The sequence below is a fragment of the Halarcobacter ebronensis genome, from assembly GCF_013201825.1.
Taxonomy (GTDB): Bacteria; Campylobacterota; Campylobacteria; order Campylobacterales; family Arcobacteraceae; genus Halarcobacter; species Halarcobacter ebronensis.
Genome location: NZ_CP053836.1, coordinates 215103 through 236560 on the forward strand (window position 1 = coordinate 215103; position 21458 = coordinate 236560).

Annotated in this window: 21 protein-coding genes; 8 read left to right on the plus strand and 13 right to left on the minus strand. The window is 30.9% G+C overall.

The window, feature by feature from the left end; translation table 11 throughout:
- Positions 1-7: 7 nt before the first annotated feature.
- From AEBR_RS01155 to AEBR_RS01195, 9 genes are all read right to left on the minus strand, one after another.
- Entirely contained in the window at positions 8-1405 is a 1398-nt protein-coding gene (locus tag AEBR_RS01155; RefSeq protein ID WP_129086100.1) for an efflux transporter outer membrane subunit, read from the minus strand.
- Positions 1392-4544, minus strand: coding sequence for an efflux RND transporter permease subunit (locus tag AEBR_RS01160; protein ID WP_420370939.1), 3153 nt, complete (start codon positions 4542-4544; stop codon positions 1392-1394). Before AEBR_RS01160 ends, AEBR_RS01155 begins: the two co-directional genes overlap by 14 nt.
- The gene (locus tag AEBR_RS01165) at positions 4541-5707 is read right to left on the minus strand and encodes an efflux RND transporter periplasmic adaptor subunit (RefSeq protein ID WP_228712124.1); all 1167 of its coding nucleotides are present in this window, start codon (positions 5705-5707) and stop codon (positions 4541-4543) included. Before AEBR_RS01165 ends, AEBR_RS01160 begins: the two co-directional genes overlap by 4 nt.
- Positions 5708-5865: 158 nt before the next feature.
- A complete protein-coding gene (locus AEBR_RS01170) occupies positions 5866-6570 on the minus strand; it encodes a pirin family protein (RefSeq protein WP_129086102.1) in 705 nt (234 codons plus the stop codon).
- A gap of 9 nt (positions 6571-6579) precedes the next feature.
- On the minus strand, positions 6580-7074 hold the full coding sequence (locus AEBR_RS01175) for an NADPH-dependent FMN reductase (protein WP_129086103.1): 495 nt from the start codon (positions 7072-7074) through the stop codon (positions 6580-6582).
- Positions 7075-7077: 3 nt separating this feature from the next.
- The gene (locus AEBR_RS01180) at positions 7078-7854 is read right to left on the minus strand and encodes a DODA-type extradiol aromatic ring-opening family dioxygenase (RefSeq protein WP_164969433.1); all 777 of its coding nucleotides are present in this window, start codon (positions 7852-7854) and stop codon (positions 7078-7080) included.
- A gap of 14 nt (positions 7855-7868) precedes the next feature.
- Positions 7869-8435 (minus strand): YceI family protein, encoded by a 567-nt coding sequence (locus AEBR_RS01185; protein ID WP_129086105.1) that lies wholly within the window; start codon positions 8433-8435, stop codon positions 7869-7871.
- 47 nt (positions 8436-8482) lie between these two features.
- Complete coding sequence (locus AEBR_RS01190) at positions 8483-8932, minus strand: MarR family winged helix-turn-helix transcriptional regulator (RefSeq protein WP_129086106.1); 450 nt, start codon at positions 8930-8932, stop codon at positions 8483-8485.
- Between the two features lie 232 nt (positions 8933-9164).
- On the minus strand, positions 9165-9350 hold the full coding sequence (locus AEBR_RS01195) for a hypothetical protein (protein WP_128981452.1): 186 nt from the start codon (positions 9348-9350) through the stop codon (positions 9165-9167).
- A 192-nt stretch (positions 9351-9542) separates the two neighbouring features.
- On the opposite strand from AEBR_RS01195, the gene AEBR_RS01200 reads away from it, so the two are divergent.
- The 8 genes from AEBR_RS01200 (at position 9543) to AEBR_RS01235 (ending at position 17643) form a co-directional block, all read left to right on the plus strand.
- Positions 9543-10652: a pyridoxal-phosphate-dependent aminotransferase family protein gene (locus tag AEBR_RS01200; RefSeq protein WP_129086107.1), complete on the plus strand. Its 1110-nt coding sequence runs from the start codon at positions 9543-9545 to the stop codon at positions 10650-10652.
- Entirely contained in the window at positions 10652-11497 is an 846-nt protein-coding gene (locus tag AEBR_RS01205; RefSeq protein ID WP_128981448.1) for an ATP phosphoribosyltransferase regulatory subunit, read from the plus strand. The genes AEBR_RS01200 and AEBR_RS01205 overlap by 1 nt, the downstream gene beginning before the upstream one ends.
- Before the next feature lie 5 nt (positions 11498-11502).
- Positions 11503-12756: an adenylosuccinate synthase gene (locus AEBR_RS01210; protein ID WP_129086108.1), complete on the plus strand. Its 1254-nt coding sequence runs from the start codon at positions 11503-11505 to the stop codon at positions 12754-12756.
- A gap of 4 nt (positions 12757-12760) precedes the next feature.
- Complete coding sequence (locus AEBR_RS01215; protein WP_129086109.1) at positions 12761-13312, plus strand: DUF507 family protein; 552 nt, start codon at positions 12761-12763, stop codon at positions 13310-13312.
- A gap of 1 nt (position 13313) precedes the next feature.
- Positions 13314-14438, plus strand: coding sequence for a glutamine-hydrolyzing carbamoyl-phosphate synthase small subunit (gene carA / locus AEBR_RS01220; protein WP_129086110.1), 1125 nt, complete (start codon positions 13314-13316; stop codon positions 14436-14438).
- 769 nt (positions 14439-15207) lie between these two features.
- Positions 15208-16362 carry a hypothetical protein gene (locus AEBR_RS01225; RefSeq protein WP_129086111.1) on the plus strand — a complete coding sequence of 385 codons (1155 nt, stop codon included), beginning with the start codon at positions 15208-15210 and terminating at the stop codon, positions 16360-16362.
- A 97-nt stretch (positions 16363-16459) separates the two neighbouring features.
- The gene (locus tag AEBR_RS01230) at positions 16460-16804 is read left to right on the plus strand and encodes a hypothetical protein (RefSeq protein ID WP_129086112.1); all 345 of its coding nucleotides are present in this window, start codon (positions 16460-16462) and stop codon (positions 16802-16804) included.
- A 101-nt stretch (positions 16805-16905) separates the two neighbouring features.
- Positions 16906-17643 (plus strand): toll/interleukin-1 receptor domain-containing protein, encoded by a 738-nt coding sequence (locus tag AEBR_RS01235; RefSeq protein ID WP_129086113.1) that lies wholly within the window; start codon positions 16906-16908, stop codon positions 17641-17643.
- Positions 17644-17835: 192 nt separating this feature from the next.
- Here the strand turns inward: AEBR_RS01235 and AEBR_RS01240 are convergent, their stop codons facing one another.
- The 4 genes from AEBR_RS01240 to AEBR_RS01255 all read right to left on the minus strand — a co-directional run bounded on the left by AEBR_RS01240 (position 17836) and on the right by AEBR_RS01255 (position 21401).
- Positions 17836-18246, minus strand: a complete 411-nt coding sequence (locus tag AEBR_RS01240; RefSeq protein WP_129086114.1) for a type II toxin-antitoxin system PemK/MazF family toxin — start codon at positions 18244-18246, stop codon at positions 17836-17838.
- Between the two features lie 79 nt (positions 18247-18325).
- Positions 18326-19888, minus strand: coding sequence for an autoinducer-2 kinase (gene lsrK, locus AEBR_RS01245; RefSeq protein ID WP_129086115.1), 1563 nt, complete (start codon positions 19886-19888; stop codon positions 18326-18328).
- A 47-nt stretch (positions 19889-19935) separates the two neighbouring features.
- Positions 19936-21111 carry a class II aldolase/adducin family protein gene (locus AEBR_RS01250; RefSeq protein ID WP_129086116.1) on the minus strand — a complete coding sequence of 392 codons (1176 nt, stop codon included), beginning with the start codon at positions 21109-21111 and terminating at the stop codon, positions 19936-19938.
- Positions 21112-21113: 2 nt separating this feature from the next.
- Positions 21114-21401: a putative quinol monooxygenase gene (locus tag AEBR_RS01255; RefSeq protein WP_129086117.1), complete on the minus strand. Its 288-nt coding sequence runs from the start codon at positions 21399-21401 to the stop codon at positions 21114-21116.
- Positions 21402-21458: the final 57 nt, after the last annotated feature.

Here is a 21458-nt window from a genome sequence, read left to right on the forward strand (position 1 = left end):
ATTTATATTAATCTTCCACTGCTAAAACTCTATATAAAGTTACCCTATTATTTATTTTTGTTAAACGTAAAGAGATAAGACTTTGTTGTGCACTATAGAGAGTTCTTTGTGAAGTTAAAGCATCTAAATAGGTATCAATTCCCAGCTTATAACGTTTCTCAGAGAGAAAAAAACTGTTTTTAGCAGCTAGTACTAGATTCTCCTCCGCCTTTAATTGTTCATCTATTGTTCCTTCTCTTGCAAGAGCATCAGAGACTTCACTAAAAGCTGTTTGGATAGCAAGTTCATATTTTGCCACATATAGATCCCTTTGAGCTTTTGCATAATCTAAAGATGCACCCCTTGAGTTCCAATCAAATATTGGTAAAGTAACATTTGGAGCAAAAGACCAAATATGTGAAGTACCACCCGTAAATAAATCTTTTAAAGCATTGCTTGCCACTCCAATTGCTGAGGTTATAGAGATAGTCGGAAAATAAGCAGCTCTTGCCACACTAATATTTGCATTTGCTGCTTTTAAACTGTGCTCTGCTTCTAAAATGTCTGGTCTATTTAACAAAATATTTGAAGTTAGATTAACAGGAATATTTGCTAAATACTCTCTGTTTTCATCCAAACTTTCAGGAAGCAAATCCTCACTAAGAGTCTCTCCCACTAATAGATTAAGAGCATTTAAATCTTGAGCAACTTGAGTTTTATAAGCTTCAATATCAGCTAAAGCTTTATAATATACTGTTTGAGCATCATAAAGAGTAGCTTTTGAATCAACACCATGTTTTATTCTAGCCTCAACGAGTTCCAAACTTTTTTTACTGCTCTGTGCTGTTTTTTTTGCAAACTCTAATAAACTTTTATCAGAAGCCATTGTAAGCCAAGCATTTGCAACCTCTGCAATAATAGTAATACGTGTAACTCTTTGTGCCTCTTTTGCTGACAAAAAGCTTTCAAAATCTGCTTTGGATAGATTTCTAGCTTTCCCAAAAAGATCCAGTTCAAATGAGCTTAATCCTAAAGTTGCTTGATAACTCTCCGAAATATTTCCTGTATTTGTTTTTGCTTTTGACCCTGAAGCTTCTGCATTTATTGCAGGAAATTCTGCTGCATGTTGAACTCTATAAGTAGCTCTTGCTGATTCTATATTTGCTATCTCCTCTTTTAATGAACGATTTTGAGTAAGAGCAATTTTTATAACTTTTTTTAACTTCTCATCTAAAATCATTTCTTCCCATGACAAAGGTTCACTATTTTGTATTTCTAGTAAGGATTTATAAGCTTCTCCTTTTGGCCAAGCTTTTGGTACGGGAGCTGTTGGTTGTTGATATTGTGAATCTATCATGCTACAAGCATTAAATAAAACTGCAAAACTTAAAGATAAAGAGATATGAACTATTTTATTTGTTTTCATTTGTTAACTCTCCATTTTTTATACTGTTTAATTCTATCTCTTTATTTTTTCTAAAAATTGAAGTTACAAAGATAAAAAAGAGTGGAATCATAAATACTCCAAGAATTGTTGCACTAAGAGTTCCACCTACAATACCTGTACCAATAGCTATTCTACTATTTGCTCCAGCTCCTGTTGAAACTGCAAGGGGAAGAACACCAACAATAAAAGCAATTGAGGTCATCAAAATAGGTCTAAATCTAAGTCTTGCTCCTTCAATTGCAGCTTCCATTAAAGAGTGCCCTTTTTTATAACTCATCTCAACAAACTCAACAATTAAAATTGCATTTTTAGAAGAGAGTCCAATTACAGTAAGAAGTGCAACTTGGAAATATACATCATTGTCTAAACCTCTTAATGTAGTTATTGCAACGGCTCCAATAACTCCTAAAGGGATAACTAATAAAACAGAAAATGGTATTGACCAGCTTTCATAAAGCGCAGCAAGACATAAAAATACAACTAAAATAGAGACAGCATATAGAAAAATACTTTGACCGCTAGATTGTTTCTCTTGATATGATAACCCACTCCATGAAGAAGTAGTCCCTTTTGGTAGTTCTTTTTCTAATTTTTCCATCTCTTCCATTGCTATACCTGAACTAATTCCCGGAGCTCCTGAACCTTGTATTTCATAAGCTGCCAAACCATTATATCTTGATAAACTCTCTGGACCATAACTCCATTTTGTTGTTGCAAAAGATGAAAAAGGAGTCATATCTTCTCCTGCATTGTTTGAAACATACCATTTATTTAAATCATCTGGTTCTGAACGAAAAGGAGCATCACCTTGCATATATACTTTTTTAACTCTACCTCTATCTATAAAGTCATTTATATAAGTTCCTGCCCAAGCTGTATTTAATACGGAATCAATGTCTGATAAATTAACTCCTAATGAAACAGCCTTTTTGTGGTCAATATTCACATGTAGTTGTGGTGTTTCTGTAAAACTTCCTAATCTAACTCCTGTTAATAAAGGGTTGTTTGAGGCATTTACCAATAGGGTGTCTCTCATCTCTTTTAATGTCTCTCTATTTGTTCCAGCTGTTGCTTGAAGTTGGAAAGTAAATCCATTGGAATTTCCTAATCCTCTAATTGATGGTGGATTCAGTGCAAAAATTGAAGCATCTCTAATTTTTGAGAGCTCTTTGTTGGCTCTATTTACTATGGCACCTGCACTATTTGTAGAACTGTCTCTTTCCTCCCAATCTTTTAATGAAAGAAAAACCATCCCTGCATTTTGACCACTACCACTAAAATTAAATCCAGAAATTGTAAAGACATTTTCCACACTATCTTTCTCTTTTGTTAAAAAATAGTTTTCTACTCCTTTGATTACCTCTTGAGTTCTTTTCATTGATGCACCTTCAGGTAGTGAAATTTGAGCCATTACTCTACCTTGGTCTTCAAGTGGTAAAAAACTTGTAGGCAACCTATAAATTAAAACTAACATTGAAGCTACAAGAACTACATATATAAAAGCCCATCTAATAGGTTCTTTTAGTATTTTTGAAACACTTTTTTCATATTTTTTTGTCATAGAATGAAAACTACTATTAAACCATTTAAAAAATCCAGATTTACTATCTAAATGATTTGAGTTTAACAAAGAAGCACAAAGTGCTGGAGTTAATGTTAGAGCAACAACAACTGATAATAACATTGAAGATACTATTGTAATAGAGAATTGTCTATAAATAACACCAGTTGAGCCATCAAAAAATGCCATTGGGAGGAAAACAGCAGATAAAACAGCTGCAATTCCCACTAATACTGTACTTACTTCTTTCATTGATTGAATGGTTGCTTCCCTTGCACTAATACCTTTTTCTCTCATAATTCTTTCAACGTTTTCAATTACAACAATGGCATCATCAACAAGTAATCCAATGGATAGAACCATACCAAACATTGTAAGGGTATTTATAGAGTATCCAAAGATTTGAAGAATTCCAAAAGTTCCTAAAAGTACAACAGGAACAGCAATAGTAGGTATTATTGTTGCACGCCAACTTTGAAGGAAAATAAAAACAACTAATACAACTAAGATGATCGCTTCAATAAGTGTTTTTACAACCTCTTCAATTGAGATACGAATAAATTTTGTACTATCAACAGGATAGGCAATTTTATAACCATCTGGCATACTATGTTGCAAAGAGGCTAAAACAGATTTTACTCTTTCAGCTGTTGATAAGGCATTTGCCCCTGAAGATAACATAACCGCAAGACCTGAAGATGGGTGTTTATTTAGTCTTGATATAGCTTTGTATGATTCATTTCCTATTTCAACTCTCGCTACATCTGAAAGATGAACAATTGCTCCATTTGAGTCATACTTTATTATGATATTCTCAAACTCTTCAGGCGTTTGTAGTTTTGATTCAGCAGTTACTGTTGCATTTAGTTGTTGATTAGGAAGAGAAGGTAGTGAACCTATACTTCCAGCTGATACTTGTACATTTTGATTTTTAACTGCTGTTGCTATATCTGAGGGCATAAGATTATAAGAGTGAAGTTTTGAAGGGTCCAACCAGATACGCATTGCATATTGAGAACCAAAAACCCGCACACTTCCTACTCCTTGAACCCTTGCCACGGCATCTTGAATATTACTTGTTAAATAATCAGACACATCAGAAGCAGTTGAGTTATCGGTCTCATCATAAATTGAAGCAATCATCAAATAATCTTTTTGTGATTTTGTAACAACAACTCCTTCCTCTTGTACAGATTTTGGTAACCTTGTAGTTACTTGAGAAACTTTGTTCTGAACTTGGACTTGTGCAGTATCTGGATCTGTTCCTTGTTCAAAAGAGACTTCAATTCTTACTTCTCCTGAAGAGGAACTTGTTGATGAGAAATATAATAAACCATCAAGTCCAGTTAATTGTTGCTCTAACAATTGAGTAACACTATTTTCAACTGTCTCAGCAGATGCACCTGTATAAGTAGTTGAGATTCTTATTGTAGGAGGTGCAATATCTGGGTATTGGGCTACAGGTAGTTTATAAATAGAGGCTAAGCCACCTAACATAATTATAATTGAAATAACCCATGCAAAAATGGGTCTATTTATAAAAAAAGCTCCCATTATTTTACTTCTGAGTTAGAGTATATAAATTTTGATGAAAGATCAACTTCTTTAACTTTTTGGCTGGTTTTAATTTTATTTAAGCCTTCAACAATCAAGTGGTCACCAACATTAAGACCATTTTTTATTAACCAAAAATTATCTAGTGCTCTATCAATTACTACATTATGTTTTTCAACTTCACCATTTGTATTAACAATCAATGCTGTAGGATAGCCTTTTACATCAAAAGTAATACCTTGTTGGGGAACTAAAATTGCTTTTTTATTAATTGCTTCATTTACAATGATATTTACATACATTCCAGGAAGAAGTATATTTTTAGAGTTTGGGAATTCTGCTCTTAAAGTAACAGAACCTGTATCTTCATTAACAACTAACTCTTGGAGTTTGAACTCACCTTTTTCTTCATATATAGAACCATCTTCCAGTTTTAATTTTACAGTTGGGCTGGCTTTTTCTATACCATCTTGTGTTAGAAGTTTTTTTAGTTTTAGCATTTGTACACTTGATTGTGTGAAATCAACATAGATTGGATCAAGTGATCTAACTGTTGCAAGTGCACTTGTTTGTGAAGCTGTAACTAAGGCACCTTTTGTAACACTTGATATCCCAATATGACCTGAAATTGGAGATTTTATTTTTGTATGTTCTAAATCGATTTTTGCACTTTGCATTGCGGCTTCTTTTTCATCAACACTTGCAAGTGCTTGTAAATATGCCACATGAACATCTTCGTAATCTTCTTTTGATACACCTTCAATTTTTAGTAGTTCTTCATATCTTGAATCTTTTAATTTTGCAGCTTCTACATCTGCTAAAACGTTTTTGTATGCAGCTTTTGCTTCATTGTAAGTTGCCTCATACCTTGAAGAGTCTATTTTATATAATATATCGCCTTTTTTAACGGTTGAACCTTCAACAAATAGTTGATCTTCAATTATTCCTCCCACTTGTGGGCGAATTTCTGATGTGAGAGCTATAACAGTTCTTCCTGGCAGCTCTTTTCTTAAAACAATTTCTTGTTGATTGATTGTAAATGTGCCAACTTCAGTTATCTTTTTTTGAACTTCTTCTTTTTTTGTTTGTTCAGAACAACCAGTGAAGATTGTCATTAATCCAAGCAAGCTAATAAAGAGATAATTTTTCATGCTTATCTTATACATATTTAACCTTTTTTATTAAGTACACAAGTGTAATATTAATATATGTATATTAACCCAATTTTAATAAAATTTACAGAAGATAGCCAATTTTATGGGTATTTGTAATATATAATTATTTTATATATTTTATATGTGCAAAAAATTATCTCTTTTTTTAGTTATTCTTCTTTCATCTCAATAAATAGAAAATGAGAATTTTCTAAAGCTTCTATCTCTATTGTATCTTCTTTTTGTATCTCTAAAGCATCTCCAAAATTTAAAATTTCTCCATTTATATTAGATGAACCCTCAATTTGTACAAAATATATTTGTCTGTTTTTGAGAATATCAAAGGTAAGTTTTTTCTCTTTTTTTAGTTCGCTAACATAAATATTTACATCTTGGTACAATTTTATTGGTGCTTCACCCTCTTGAGATGAAACTATATTTAAAAATTTATCTTCTCTTTGCTCTTTTTTAAATTTATATGAGCCATAAAGTTTTGGAAGTGATTTTTTAGGAGGTAAAATCCAAATTTGAAGAAGTCTTAATATTTTTGAATCGTGCTGGTTAAATTCACTATGAAATATTCCACTTCCTGCACTTAAATATTGTACTTCTCCTCTTTTTAATACCTCTTCATTTCCCATTGAGTCTTTGTGAGTAATCTCTCCATCAATGATATAAGAGATAATCTCCATATCAGAGTGAGGGTGACTGTCAAAACCACTTTTTGGTTCAATCAAATCATCATTTATAACTCTTAATACTCCAAAGTTTATATTATCTGGGTTGTAATAATTAGCAAAAGAGAAATGAAATCTACTATTTAACCATCCAAGGTTTGATTTCCCCATACCTTCTTTTGATATTTTTCTTAACATCTTTAACTCTTATAAAAATTCTCTATATTGTTCTAAAACTTTTTTTAAACTATCATCTTCTACATTTTTTGAATAAGTAGCAATAATCTCTCTTGGTGCAACAACAGCTCCAAGTTTTGTTAATTGATTTCTAAAAGAGTTTAAAAAATCTTGTCCTCCAGCACCTGAATGTGTTGCTAACTGAATTTTTTTCATTGTAAATGTTTTTCTATAATCTTCTCCAATTCTACTAACCCATGCAATCATATTTACTAGAATTGGTGGTACATTAAAGTTGTATTCAGGAGATACAAAAACATATCCTGTTGCGTTATTCATCTCTTCAAAAAGATCTTGTGCTTTTTGAGGAATTCCATTTTGAAGTTTATTTGTATCAAACATTGGTAGATTAAACTCAACCAAATTTATTGTTTTTGTCTCTATATTTTTACTATTTAACTCTTCTTCGATTCTTTTTGCTAATTTTACATTTTCATTCAAACTTGCTACAAAAATTAATACCATTTTTTACTCCTTAAAAATAATCGTATCCATAGATAGATTTCCATACATATATTCGTTGTGTAGACTCTCTCCTTTTTTATTTGAAGAGCTTCCAAGAACTACAAATAGTGGCAAAATATGATCCAGTGTTGGATGGTTTAATTTTAGATATGGTGCAGTTGCAAACTGATCCAAAAGGAGTTTATACTCTGCATTTTCTAATTTTTCAATTAACCAATCATGAAACTCTTTTGCATATTTTTTAACTTTGCTATTTTCATCACCCCAAGATAAATCTGAGAGATTATGGGTGATAGAACCACTTCCTATAATAAGCATATCTTCTCTAAAACTTTTTAAAACTTCACCTACTTTGAATAGTTCATATTGATTAAAACTATATGGCAAAGATAGCTGTATTACAGGTATCTCTGCATTAGGATATAGGAATCTAAGTGGTGACCATACACCATGGTCATAACCACCTCTTGAAGTATTCTTATTTACTTTAAATCCAGCTTTTTCTAAAGAAGTTATAATCTCATCACTTTTTTCAATACTGCTATTTGCATTGTAAGTTAATTCATATAACTCTTTTGGAAAATTGTAAAAATCATATATTAAAGAGGGTGACTCTTCATATAAAATATTCAAATCATTTGTCACCCAATGCGCTGATATTACCAAAATATATTTGGGTCTTTTATATGTTGATGATACTTTTTTTAAAAAATTTGTTGTACTGTTATTCATTGTCATCAACTGTGGTGACCCATGAGATATAAATAGTGCTGGTAACATCATTTTCTCCATACTTATTTTGCTAAAACACCTTCAAGCTCAGCATTTATTTTAATTGTTTCTCCAACTAAAACTCCACCTGCTTCTAAAGCTTGATTCCAAGTTAATCCAAAGTCTTCTCTATTGATTTTTCCAGAAATTTCAAGACCAACTCTTTTATTTCCCCAAGGATCAGTTGCTGTTCCAGTTGTCTCTACATCAAACACTACATCTTTTGTTACATCTTTAATTGTAAGTTTTCCATATGCTTTATCATCATCAACTTTTGATACTTTAAATGTGATATTTGGATATTTAGCTACATCAAAAAAATCAGCAGATTTTAGGTGACCATCTCTTTTTTGATCTTCAGTGTTAATAGATGATGCATCTACTACACCATTAAGTGCTGTAATTTTTCCACTTTTTTCGTCATATTCAAATGAACCATCAAATTTATTAAATTTACCTGATACATTAGAGATCATTAAGTGTTTTACTTTAAACCCAACATGTGAGTGTGCTGTATCCACATTGTATGTTCCTGCAAATAGTGCAGATGCTGCAAGCGTTGAAGCTATTCCTGTTTTAATTAATTTCATTTTATTCCTTTTTTTAAATTACTAATTAGTACTATACTAGAAAAATTTTATGATTTATAAATTTTCCTAAGTAAGTCGTAAAGAGTATCAAGTTCATCTTCATCTAAAACACCCATATATGAAAGAATATTTTGGGCATGTTGAGGAAAAAGTGATTTCATTTTCTCTTTTCCTTTTTCTGTTATTGATAATATACTTGCTCTCTTATCATTAGGGTCAACAATTGAAGTTATCCACCCACCTTTTTTTAAATTCTTTACAACTACAGTGATATTACCTGGAGTACTAAGTGTTAATTTAGTTATTGCTCCTATATTTAAATCACCTCTGTGGTAAAGAACTTCCAATACTTTAAATTGAATGAAAGTTAAATCATGTTCAGAAAAGTATTTAAGTTCTTGTGCAAAAAAACGATTAAAAGTTTTTGAAACTTGAACCCAAGATTTCATAGCTTTATCTGTTTTCTCACCATAACTGATTAGACTTTTTCTATTCATCTTAACTCCTTGGATGAAATTATAATACTAATTAGTAATAAATGTCAAGGGGTAAAATTGATTAAATTACTAATTAGTAATAAAAAACTTAGAAAAAGCCCAAAATATGGCACTAAAAAAATTTGAAAATTTTTTTAAAATTCTTTTTTAGGGATAAATATTTCTCATTTTGTGTATCAAAATTGATAAAAATTGAAGTTTTGGCAGTAAAAAAATACTGCCAATTTAAAATTTATGCAGCTTTTTTTGCAATCTTTTTTGCAACTGCTTTTGCTTTTTTAGGTTTAGATAGTTTCAGTTTTACTATTTTCTTTGTAACTTTTTTAGCAACTTTTTTTACGTCTTTCTTTTTTGCAACTTTTGTAGCAGCTTTTTTAGCTATTTTTGCAACCTTTTTCTCTTTTAATGTTTTTGCCATGTTAGTCCTTATATAATAGTATTTATCTATTACTTATGTAAAAAAGTAATAAAATATAGATAATTTTAACCAAAAAATCATATTTTGTCAACACGCAATTTTAGACTAAATGCTTAACCTCTTCATAATATTAATTTAGATAAAATATCACGCTTTACGGTAAAAGAATTTTATAAATTAGAGGAAATACAAATGCTTTTAACACCAGGACCGACTCCTGTACCAGAATTTGTTAGAAAAGCTATGGCGGATGAGACTATCCATCATAGAACACCAGAGTTTGAAAAGATTTTTGAGCAAACAAGAGAACTATTGTTTGAATTATATGGAATGGATGAAGTAGTTATGCTAGCTTCAAGCGGTTCAGGTGCTATGGAAGCATGTGTAACCAATCTTACTCATAAAAAAGCCCTTACAATCAATTCAGGAAAATTTGGTGAAAGATTTGGAAAAATCTGCAAAGCTTTTGATATAGATTTTATTGAGATAAAACATGAATGGAACACACCAGTTAGTGTTGAAGAAGTAGTTGAAATAGTAAAAAAAGATAAAGATATTGATGCAATATTTATTCAACTATGTGAGAGTGCAGGGGGATTAAGACACCCTGTAGAAGAGATTGCAAAAGAGGTTAAAAAAATTAATCCAAATATCTCTATTATTGCTGATGGTATCACTGCAATTGGAGTTGAAAAAATTGATGCAACAAACTTAGATGCAGTTATTACTGGAAGCCAAAAAGCTTTAATGCTTCCTCCAGGACTTGCAATTATTGGATTATCAAATAGTGCAGTTGCAAAAATTGAGAAAAAATCAAGAGGTTTTTACTTTAACCTAGCAACTGAGATTAAAAAACAAAGAACAAATACAACAGCATGGACAGCAGCTACAACTCTAATTATTGGACTTAAAGCTGTTTTGGTTCATTTAAAAGAGAATGGTGGATTTGAAAAATTGTATGAGGATACAGCAGCTAGAGCAAAAGCAACAAGAGAGGCTTTAAAAGCTATTGGTTGTGAAATTTATCCAAAAGTACCAGCAGATGCAATGACAACAATCTACAGTGAACATGCAGCAGCAATTAGAAAAATATTAAAAACGAAATATAATGCAAATATTGCTGGTGGACAAGATGATATTAAAAATTTAATTTTTAGAATCAATCATATGGGACTTGTAGCGGATTTTGAAGCTTCATGGGCAGTAAATGCTGTTGAATTAGCTATGGATGAGTTAGGACTAAGAACATTTGATGGAACGGCAAACAAGGTATTCTCAGAGAATATGTTTAAAGGGAAGTAATGATATTTGAACACGAAATACCAAAAGGTAGTAGATTATATTTTGGTAAATCTGCAAAAGCTAAAAGAGAGTTAGAGTATAAAATAAGTACCCTTTTAGATCAAAGAGGGTTTGAAGAGATAGTCTCTCCAAATTTTTCATACTCGCAACACCAATCAATTGCAAATGAAAGAAAACTAATAAAGTTTTCTGATGAGCAAAATGAACAAGTATCTTTAAGAGCTGACTCAACACTTGATGTGGTAAGAATTATTACTAAAAGATTAGGAAGAGCAACAGACCATAAAAAATGGTTTTATGTTCAACCTATCTTTACTTATCCTTCATCTGAAGAGTATCAAATAGGTTGTGAATGGATTTGCCATGATAATATCGTTGATATTTTAAATTTAACTGGAGATATTCTAGAGTTATTAGAGATTGATCCAATTTTACAACTGTCAAATATCAATATACCAAAGCTTGTGGCAAAAGAGGTAGATGTGGATATTGAACTTTTTAAAAAAGGTGAGATAGCAAAACTTTTGAGTTTAAAAATTGATTGGCTTAATGAGTTAATCAAAGTAAAAGATATAGACGATTTGCAAAAAAGTATAGAGTTGGTACCTGCTGTTATTAAAAAAGAGCTGGAAAAATTATTGGCTTCAGCTAAAGCAGTATCATATAAAAACCTTGTAATTGCACCACTTTATCATGGAAGTTTAAAGTATTATGATGATGTATACTACAGAGTAATACAAGATAATTATGTAATATGCAAAGGTGGAAAATATAGTTCTGAAGGGATTAGTTCTTTGGGATTTGCACTTTATACAGATAGTTTATTAAAAATATTAGAGGATTGAGGAAAATGAGTAAAGCTGATTTAATTGTTGGTATTCAATGGGGAGATGAAGGAAAAGGTAAGATGGTTGACATGCTTGCCCAAAACTATGATATTGTTTGTAGAAGCCAAGGTGGGCACAATGCAGGTCATACTATTTGGGTAGATGGAGTAAGATACGCACTTCACCTTATCCCTTCTGGAGTTTTAAATCCAAAAGCCATAAATATCATAGGTAATGGAGTTGTTTTATCTCCTGAATCAATTATAAAAGAGATGGAACAATTTGAACATCTAGAGGGAAGACTTTTTATCTCAGATAAAGCACACTTAAATTTAGAGTATCATGCACAAATTGACCAAGCAAAAGAGAGACTAAAAGGTGACAAAGCAATAGGAACAACTGGAAAAGGTATTGGACCAGCTTATGCAGAGAAGATAAGTAGAACAGGTTTTAGAGTTGGTGAACTTCTAAATCCAGAAAAACTTACAAACGATATTATTGCTTATTTTGAAGAAAACAGAGCTATATTTGATGTTTTAAAAATTGCAACACCAACAAAAAGTGAGCTTTTTGCAACTCTAAAATCTTATAAAGATAAGTTAGAACCATATATTGCAAATACCACAAAAATGATTTGGGAAGCAATTGATCAAGATAAAAAAATTTTATTAGAGGGAGCTCAAGGTACTCTTTTGGATATTGACCATGGAACATATCCTTATGTGACTTCGTCATCTTGTGTTAGTGCAGGGGCTTGTACAGGTCTTGGAATTAATCCAAAAGATATTGGAATTGTAACTGGAATTGTAAAAGCATATACAACAAGAGTAGGAAATGGACCTTTCCCTTCAGAAGATTTTACAGAAGAGGGACAAAAAATTGCCCAAATTGGAAAAGAGGTTGGAGTAACAACAGGTAGAGCAAGAAGATGTGGTTGGTTTGATGCTATTGCAGTTAAACATGCTGCAAGGCTAAATGGGTGTGACCAACTATCTTTAATGAAACTTGATGTTCTAGATGGATTTCCAAGGGTAAAAATATGCGTAGCATATGAGATAGATGGTGAAAAAATAGATTATATGCCATCAAACTTAGAGGGTGTAAAACCTGTTTATGAAGAGTTTGAAGGTTGGGACAGTGTAGTTGGATGTAGAGAGTTTGAAGCACTTCCAGAAAATGCAAAGAAATATATCAATAAAATTGAAGAGTTAACTGGTGTGAAAGTGGGTATTATTTCGACATCACCAGAGAGAGAAGATACTATTATTAGGGGATAAGCGCATGAGAATGAAGTTACATCATACACCATATGTTTCAAGAAGAATTTCAAGAGATTTAGCAAATTGCTCTTTTGTAGAGATTAGAAGAACAAAAGATGAAATTACAGATGAAATTGAAAAAATTCTTGATGAAGACATTGAAAATGAGTATGCATTAGACGAAAAAGTAAGTGAGATTTTAGAGGGACAAGAAGAGAATATTGAGTTTTATAATGCCGACTATAGACAGTTATTTTGGCTAACTAAAAAGAGAATGGCTAATGACTTTGGTGTAATTTTAAATAATGAAGATAGATTTTCTGACATTGCACATAGAATTTTAGATTATTTATGGGAAGAGGATTATATTCACTATACTTGTTCAGATAATCAAGTAAAAAACGTAATTTTTGCTTCAATAAGTGAATTCTTAAAAGGTTTTGAAAAAGCTGATGATGCAGTTATGGAAAAAATAAAACACTATAAAAGAAAGTTGATACCAGGTACTGATGAATATGATATTGTATATCATAGACTATATGAGGAAGAACTAATTAAAAGAGGATTGATGTAATATGCAAAAAGTATGGATTTATATCGAAAATGGTACATATTTAGAGGCGGAGTCTTTTGGTGCAACGGGAACTTCTGTTGGTGAGATTGTATTTAATACTTCTTTAACAGGGTATCAAGAGATTATAACAGATCCAAGTTATGCAGGACAATTTATCACTTTTACAATGCCAGAGATTGGAAATGTGGGAGTAAATAAAAATGATATGGAGAGTTCAAAAGCTCACTGTAAAGGTGTGTTTGTAAGAAATTATCACCATGAATACTCTAGTTTTAGAGGTGAAAATGATTTAGCTTCATTATTAAAAGATAACAATGTTCTTGGAATTTGTAATATTGATACTAGATATTTAACAAAAATGATAAGAGATGAAGGGGCTATGATGATGATAGCTTCAACAGAAATCTCAAACAAAGATGAATTGGCAAAAATGCTAAAAGATAGCCCTAGAATTGAAGATATCAATTATATAAAAGAGGTTACTACAAAAGAGCCTTATGTACATAAATATGGTGCATGGGATCATCAAAAAATGGCATATAAAAAAGCAATGATGAGTGATAAAAAAGTTATTGCAATAGATTTTGGTATTAAAAGAAATATCTTAAATGAGCTTGTTGAAGCAGGACTTGAAGTAGAAGTTGTACCAGCTTCTTTTAAAGCAGAAGATCTAATAGCTAGATATGAAGCTGGAGAGATTGGAGGAATTTTCCTTTCAAATGGACCAGGAGATCCTCTAACATTAACCCAAGAGAAAGCTCAACTTCAAAAACTTATAGATAAAAATATCCCTATTTTTGCTATTTGTTTAGGACACCAAATGCTTTCAATTGCTCATGGGTTTGATACATATAAACTAAAATTTGGACAACACGGTGGAAACCATCCTGTTGCAAATTCTGATACAAAAATAGTTGAGATAACAGCGCAAAATCATAACTATAATGTACCTGATAATATAGTAGAAATTGCAGATATAACACATATAAATCTATTTGACAACACTATTGAGGGTGTCAAATATAAAAATAAACCTATTTTCTCAGTACAACATCACCCTGAGGCTAGTCCGGGACCGCATGAGTCAAAATATATTTTCGGCGAATTCGCAAAAATAGTGAAATAGTTCACTTTTTTTGCCGAATCTCGGCGTTAAAAATCTAAAATAACTCGTCACATACTTCTAGTATGCTCCTCACTAAAATCCACCATTTGCCTTGAATCTAAACATAACTAGCTGTTTTTGATATTGTAAAAACTCAAAACAGTAAACTTAACAACGAATTACAAAATATAAATTGAGTATCACACCAATTAAAATAAAATGGTATTAAAAAAGCAAAGGTCAATTTCCACTCTCCCACATTTGAGAAGCCGAGTGTTTATTTCTCTTTTCGAAAAAGTTTTTCAACTGTTTGAGCGTCAAAAATATAACTAATTTATGTTTTAGCGAGTTTTGAAAAACAGAAAAGAGAAAGAATAAACGAGGGCAGTTTCACCTTCGAAACTTTGTGGGATGGTTTCTTTCTTACTTTCTTTTTCATAAAAGAAAGTTGGTAAGAGAGAATAATATATAGTAAAAGTTTAGTTACACTTAAATATATTGATAATAGTTTTACAATAATACAACATAATATATTTATCATTTTGTTAAACTATCAAGATTTTCATCCGATAGTCATACAAAATAATAAGATATCAAGGATATACCTTGATAATCCAACATAAATAATTGCATATTCCTTGATATAATTTTATATTTTATTGAATTTAGACTAATTAAGGCTTAATTGAGTTAATATCTTTACATTTTTATTGTTAAAATATTAGATGTTTTTATATATTATTTATATATAATGTATTATTAATAAGTAGTTATAGAGAAAAGAAGAAACTTGAAAAACTTTACAGAAATTATTAAAGAAATAAAAGCACCAAGCATTGAAGATAATATTGAGTTAATCAAATCTTCAAAAGCAAAAAAAGATAATGTTGAAAATTATAAAATAAGTAAAGAAATAAATGCTTACAATTTATATTTATATCTCTTTGCTCGTTTTGGAAAACCTAATGGATTATTATCTCTATTTAGAGAAGAAGATAGCGACCAAATGTTTCACTGGCATTATATTTTTGAATATAACGATAGCATTATTCAAATAATGTGTACAACATATAGAATAGAAGTTTTTATGCCTACTAACTTAGTATCATCACAAGATGAATGTATATCATTTCTAAAACAATTAATAGAAGATATTCAAAATTATAAAGCAGAAGCTACAAAAACACGTAAAATAATTGAAAATTGGGAAATGATAGTCAATCCTTTTGCAAAAGTACAAAAGCAAATCAATATTTTTATAGATGAAATTGAAAATCTTGTAAGCGAAATACCAGACTTTAAACATTCTCATGTTGATGGCACAGAATTGTCTTTGGAAGAATTTTCAAAATGGGCTCAATTAACAGAAGAATTATCTGCAAAAAGTTATGCTCTTAAATGCTTAGTTCCTGTTTATATTGAGACTTTTTTAAATTTTACAATTCAAATTCTTGCAAAACAAGAGATAAAAGATGATAGAGATAAATTTGAGGAATATATAAGAGAACAAATTCATATTAAAATACAAAAACTTCACGAAAAATGTATTGGATTTATTTATCCTATTGATTGGGAAGGTGATATATGTAAATCCATCCATACAATATTTAATAAGAGAAATGATTTACTGCATGGTAATTTTAATATTAAAAGTTTAAAATATGGAGAAATAGGTTTTATTAAAAATATGCCATTATTTAAAAAGTTCTCTAGCTTTCAAGAAGATATATTGAATCTTTCTCTAGCAACTGAAAACTCAAATGTTGCAATAAAAGAAATAGAAGATGCTCAATTATTTATGATGTACGTTTTAATAAGTTTAGATACTTCAACTAGAAAAGAACTAAAAAGAATGTTAGAATCTTATACTTTAGGCTGGAATAAATCTACAAAACGTTTTGGAATACTATTTAATAACAACTCAGTAGATTTCAAAGTTGGGTAATGGTAAATGTATAACAAGTACGAGGAACGCAATAATTTACCCTAGCGGGGAAATTATCGCTCACGACAAACGTTAGTCTATACAAAAGGAACAAAAAATGACAACAACAGTAAAAATTGATTTATTTAGTCCAAGATGGGGACATACTGATGAGTATAAAATTGTTTTAGAAGAGAATATTATGACCATTTCAATGAGTGCAAGAAAAGCAACATGTGAATTTGATTCAGAAGAAAATTACATATGGAGTAAAGATTTGGGTTCAGATGCTTTATTTAAAATATTAGATAATGATAGTATATGTTATCCAAGAAATTTAAAAAGTTCATTAGTCAAAATCTGGAGAACATGGGTAAGTGGAAAACTAAGTGATATTGAAATACAAGATAAATTTAAAGAACTTGAAACCACAATTAATACAACAACTAAAAATAATTCATAAAAAGCAAGATAAAGACTAACAAAACAGTGGAGCCAATAAATTACCCTGCGGGCAATTCATCAGCTCATTTTAAACGTTATGATTAGAAAGGAATATGATATATGGCAGGTGTTTTTTTAAGTCATTCCTCTGTTAATAAACCATTTGCTAGAAGACTAGGAAATGATTTAAGGCAGTATGGGGCGAAGGTATGGATTGATGAAGCTGAAATTAAAATTGGTGATTCATTAATTGAAAAAATTTCAGAAGGATTATCTGAAACAGATTTTGTCATCGTACTACTGTCAAAAGCTTCTTGTGAATCAGAATGGGTCAAAAAAGAAGTTAATATTGCTTTAAATAAAGAGATTTATGGGAAACAAGTTGTTGTACTTCCTTGTTTAATTGAGGATTGTAATATACCTTTATTTTTAATTGATAAAAAATATGCAGATTTTAGGGATAGTACAAAGTATGTTCAACATAGACAAGAACTAATTTCAACTATGGGATTAGCCGAAAAATCAGATGATGATTTATTTTTAGATCAGCATATATTTTATGATTTAGAAGATTTAAATGACGGATTTGATGCAGATACAATAAGATATTTTTCAAAATCTGATTTTCAAAAAGTATTAGAAAGGGTAAAAATGTTTAATATAAATATTTATGGCATTGAACCTTGGCCTAATAAAGAATTTTATAATGTTATTGTTTATGAAGAATTTGGAAAAGAGGCTAATGATTCTGAGTGGTATTATGAAGCATTTGAAAAGTTTGTAAAAGAAGGTGTAGAGGATTATTTTTCAGCTTCTTATGGTGTGCCTCAAGAATTAATTGAGATATTTAAGAAGTAAGGACTCATAACAAATCAGTGGAGCCAATAAATTACCCTGCGGGAAATTTATCGGCTCATTTTAAACGTAACCATATATAATACCTTTTAAATACTAATCCTCAGTGCCATATGTATTGGACTAATACAAAAACTTGATTTAATTTAATTATATTGGTATAATACAACATAATTCGCCTACGGGCAGCCCCGTCTAGTCTTTAGACGGGATAAACAATCTAGAAATTTTTTCATTTATTTTCGCAAAATCTATTTTATTTATCATTCCAATTCTTGTCATTAGTCTATTTTTATCAAATGTTTTTAATTGAAGAATCATAGCAGAATTTTCTACTAAGCCTTTTTTTGTATTATACGAAAACTGATGAAAATAATCATTCTCTTTTAAGGTGCTCGTTAAAGGTAAGCCAACAAAAATATCCTTTGTTAATTTTCTTACAATTAAGACAGGTCTTTGAAATTCATTTCCTTTGCCATACTCTTCATTACCAATATTTTGTCCAAGTCTTAACCAAAAAATTTCACGCTGTTTAAAACCTACACTATTTATTTTCTTATGAGTATCTTTTTTTATCCTATTCCATCTATCAAAATCTTCTTCCATAAGAGTCCTTATAGTTTTTAAAACTATATCAAACAAATTAGTTTATATATAAAAATATTGCAGATTGTTATATTATTAATTAAAGTCCTGGTGCTTTCCACATAGAAGTAGCTAATCCTTGATCCACAAGTTCCAACTGCTTTTTATACACCTCTTGCCATTTCTCTTTTATCTCATCATATAGCTTTTTATTTTCCATATTCGGTAAATACTCTTTATCCCATACTACAAGCTCTTTTGCGGCACTTTTAAGGTCTTTATATATTCCTGCGCCAACTGCTGCACTCATTACTGCTCCCAAGGCTGTGGCTTCTGTTACTTTTGGTATTTTGATTTTACACCCTGTTACATCTGCTAGGGTTTGGCACCAAAGTTTTCCTTTACTAGCGCCTCCTGCAAATACTATTGTATCAAATTCACTTTTTGTAAAGTTTTTTACTTTTTCTAAGTTTATGGCACTAACTATACAAGCATTCTCTTGCAAGGCTTTAAACATTGAAGCTTTATTGCAAATATTTGGATTAAGGTTTAGGTTTATAAAACTTGGGCTTGCATGGTACCATTTACCATAATTCATAGTATCACTAAATATTGGCATAATTCCATATGAGCCTACTGGTACATCTTTTGCATTCTCTTCTAGAATCTCATAGGGATCTTTATTTTGTTTTTTTGCTTCAATTTTTTCCAAATCACAAAAGGCATCTCTAAACCATCTCATTATAAGACCACAAAAGAAAGTGATACACTCTGCTTGGGATTGCTCTGGGATAACATGGGGATTGATTCTAAGGCTCATATCTTTTGGTGGTAAAATGTCACTTGGGATATTTACTATTTGTTGCCAAAAAGAGCCACCTAAGATGGCAACTTGTCCAACTTCCACAACTCCAAGTCCAGCACTTCCCAGCTGTACATCTCCACCACCTGTTACAACTTTTGTATTTACACTTAATGTGGTCTCATGGCTTGCTTTTTGTGTAACATTTCCAATTACTGTTCCAACCTCATAACAAGGACAGAAGATATCATCTTTTATTCCAATCTCTTTTGCCATAGAGCTATCCCAAACTCTATTTTTTAGTGAGAAGATTCCAGTTGTTCCTGCGTTACTAGGGTCAGTTGCTATTACACCTGAAAGTTTTGCTAATATCCAGTCCCCTATCATAGAGATAGTTGTAACTTTTTCATAAAGTTCAGGTTTATTGTTTTTAAGCCATAAGATTCTAGGAAGTGCACCAAGGGCAAAGGTCTGTCCAGAGGTTTTATAAAACTTCTCTTCAATATTTTCAAAAGAGGTTTTTAGATATTTTACTTCTTTGTAGGCTCTTGCATCAACATTTGCAACACCCCAAAGTTCATTCCCATCTTTATCATATAAAGCTATAGCTTCTCTCATACTTGTGGCACTAACAGCTAAGATATCTTCAGGGTTAATTGATGCTTTATCTATAGCAGTTTTAATACATTTTTTTGTTAATTGCCAGTTTGTCTCAAAGTCAAAGCTCATACTATTTGCTATGCCGTTTTCTTCTAGGTGCGTCCACTCCTCTTGAAAAGATGAGATTTGCTTACCTTTTGTATCAAAAATAACAGCTCTTATACTTCCTGTCCCTGCATCAATTGCCATTAAATATTGCATTGAATTCCTTTTAAAATGTCCCATTTTAAAAGGGACTTCATAAATTACTACTTTTTCAGTTTTGCCTGTTCTAGTTCCCAATACTCCATCTCAAAGCTATCTTTTAGACTAATACTTTCATATCCACCAAGCTTATCTGCTTTTAAGACTGCATTCATAGTATGGGTTATAATATCATCAATAATATTTGCCTCTTTTTCAGTTTTTCCAATGGTTATAGTTCCGTAGTTTTTTACTACTATCCAGTTTGGACTTGGATTTAACATAACTTCATCTTTTGCAAACTTATTAAAATACTCTATATAGCTCTTTTTATATCTATCTATTGCTTTTTGAATATCTTTATCTTCTAAAATAAGTGGTTCTCTTTTTGTTCTAATAATATGCTCAGGTGTTAGAACTCCTCTTGTGGCAAAGGCGTTTAGGTTATTTTGACTTGCATAGTGTAAAGATAAGGCAGATTGATTTATTTTTAAAGATACTTCATACCCTTTTTCTTGTGATAATATTTTTTGAAGCTCTTCTAAGTTTACCTCAAATCTTGGCATAAATTTTTCTATTTTTAAACTCGCATTTTTTTCCAAAAACTCTTCCGCTAAACTAACAGCAGCAATCATTTTGTCATAAGATTTTTTTGCATCATCATCAAAGGTAAAAATCCCATGATTGTGTAAGATTATCCCCTCACAACTTTCCCAATTGATATCTTTGCACATCTCATAAATCTTTTTAGCCAAAATAAATCCAGGCATTACATAAGGAACTATTAGGAAATTTGGGAAGATTTTTTTTATATTTTCTATTCCTGTTTTACTATTTGAGATAGTAACCACTGCATCAGCATGGGTATGATCTACAAATTTATATGGAATAATGGCATGTAGAATTGCTTCAACTGATGGATTAGGAGCACTTTTGTCTATCATAGCAGCTTTTTGTTGACTAACCATATCAGAATCACTAAGAGTCTTTAACTTAGCCATCTCTTTTAGTACATCAAGTTTTACAGGGGCAAATCCTTCCTCTTTTATACTTACTAAATCCCAGCCACTTCCTTTTACATAAAGAATATCTTCTCCATCAACTTTTGATTTTACAGAAGTGTTACCACCGCCATGTAGAACTAGCTCATCACTTTGTCCTAAAAGATTTGATGTATATACTCTAAACTCTAAATCAGTTTTAAGAGATGATGCTTTTTCTTGATTCCACAGATTTTGCATAATTAACCTAAAATCTCTAAATGCTCAGTATATTTATCTTCACAGTACTGCTCATAAGTTGATTTATAAACTGCATAGTGCTCTGTTTTTGCATGTCCTGCTAAAGCCTCTTGGTTAGCCCAAGACTCAACAGCATAAAACTTTCTTCTATTTTCAGTGCATTGAAAAATATTATAAAAAATCACTCCAGGTTCAGCTTTGCTTGGTTCTACCATAGCAGTTAAAAGATCTTTCATAATATCTTCACATCCCTCTTTTGCTATAAATGTAACTCTTTTTGTAATAGTCATTTTATTAATCCTTTCTTATTAAGTAAAGATTATATTATAAAGGAATCTTTCTTATAA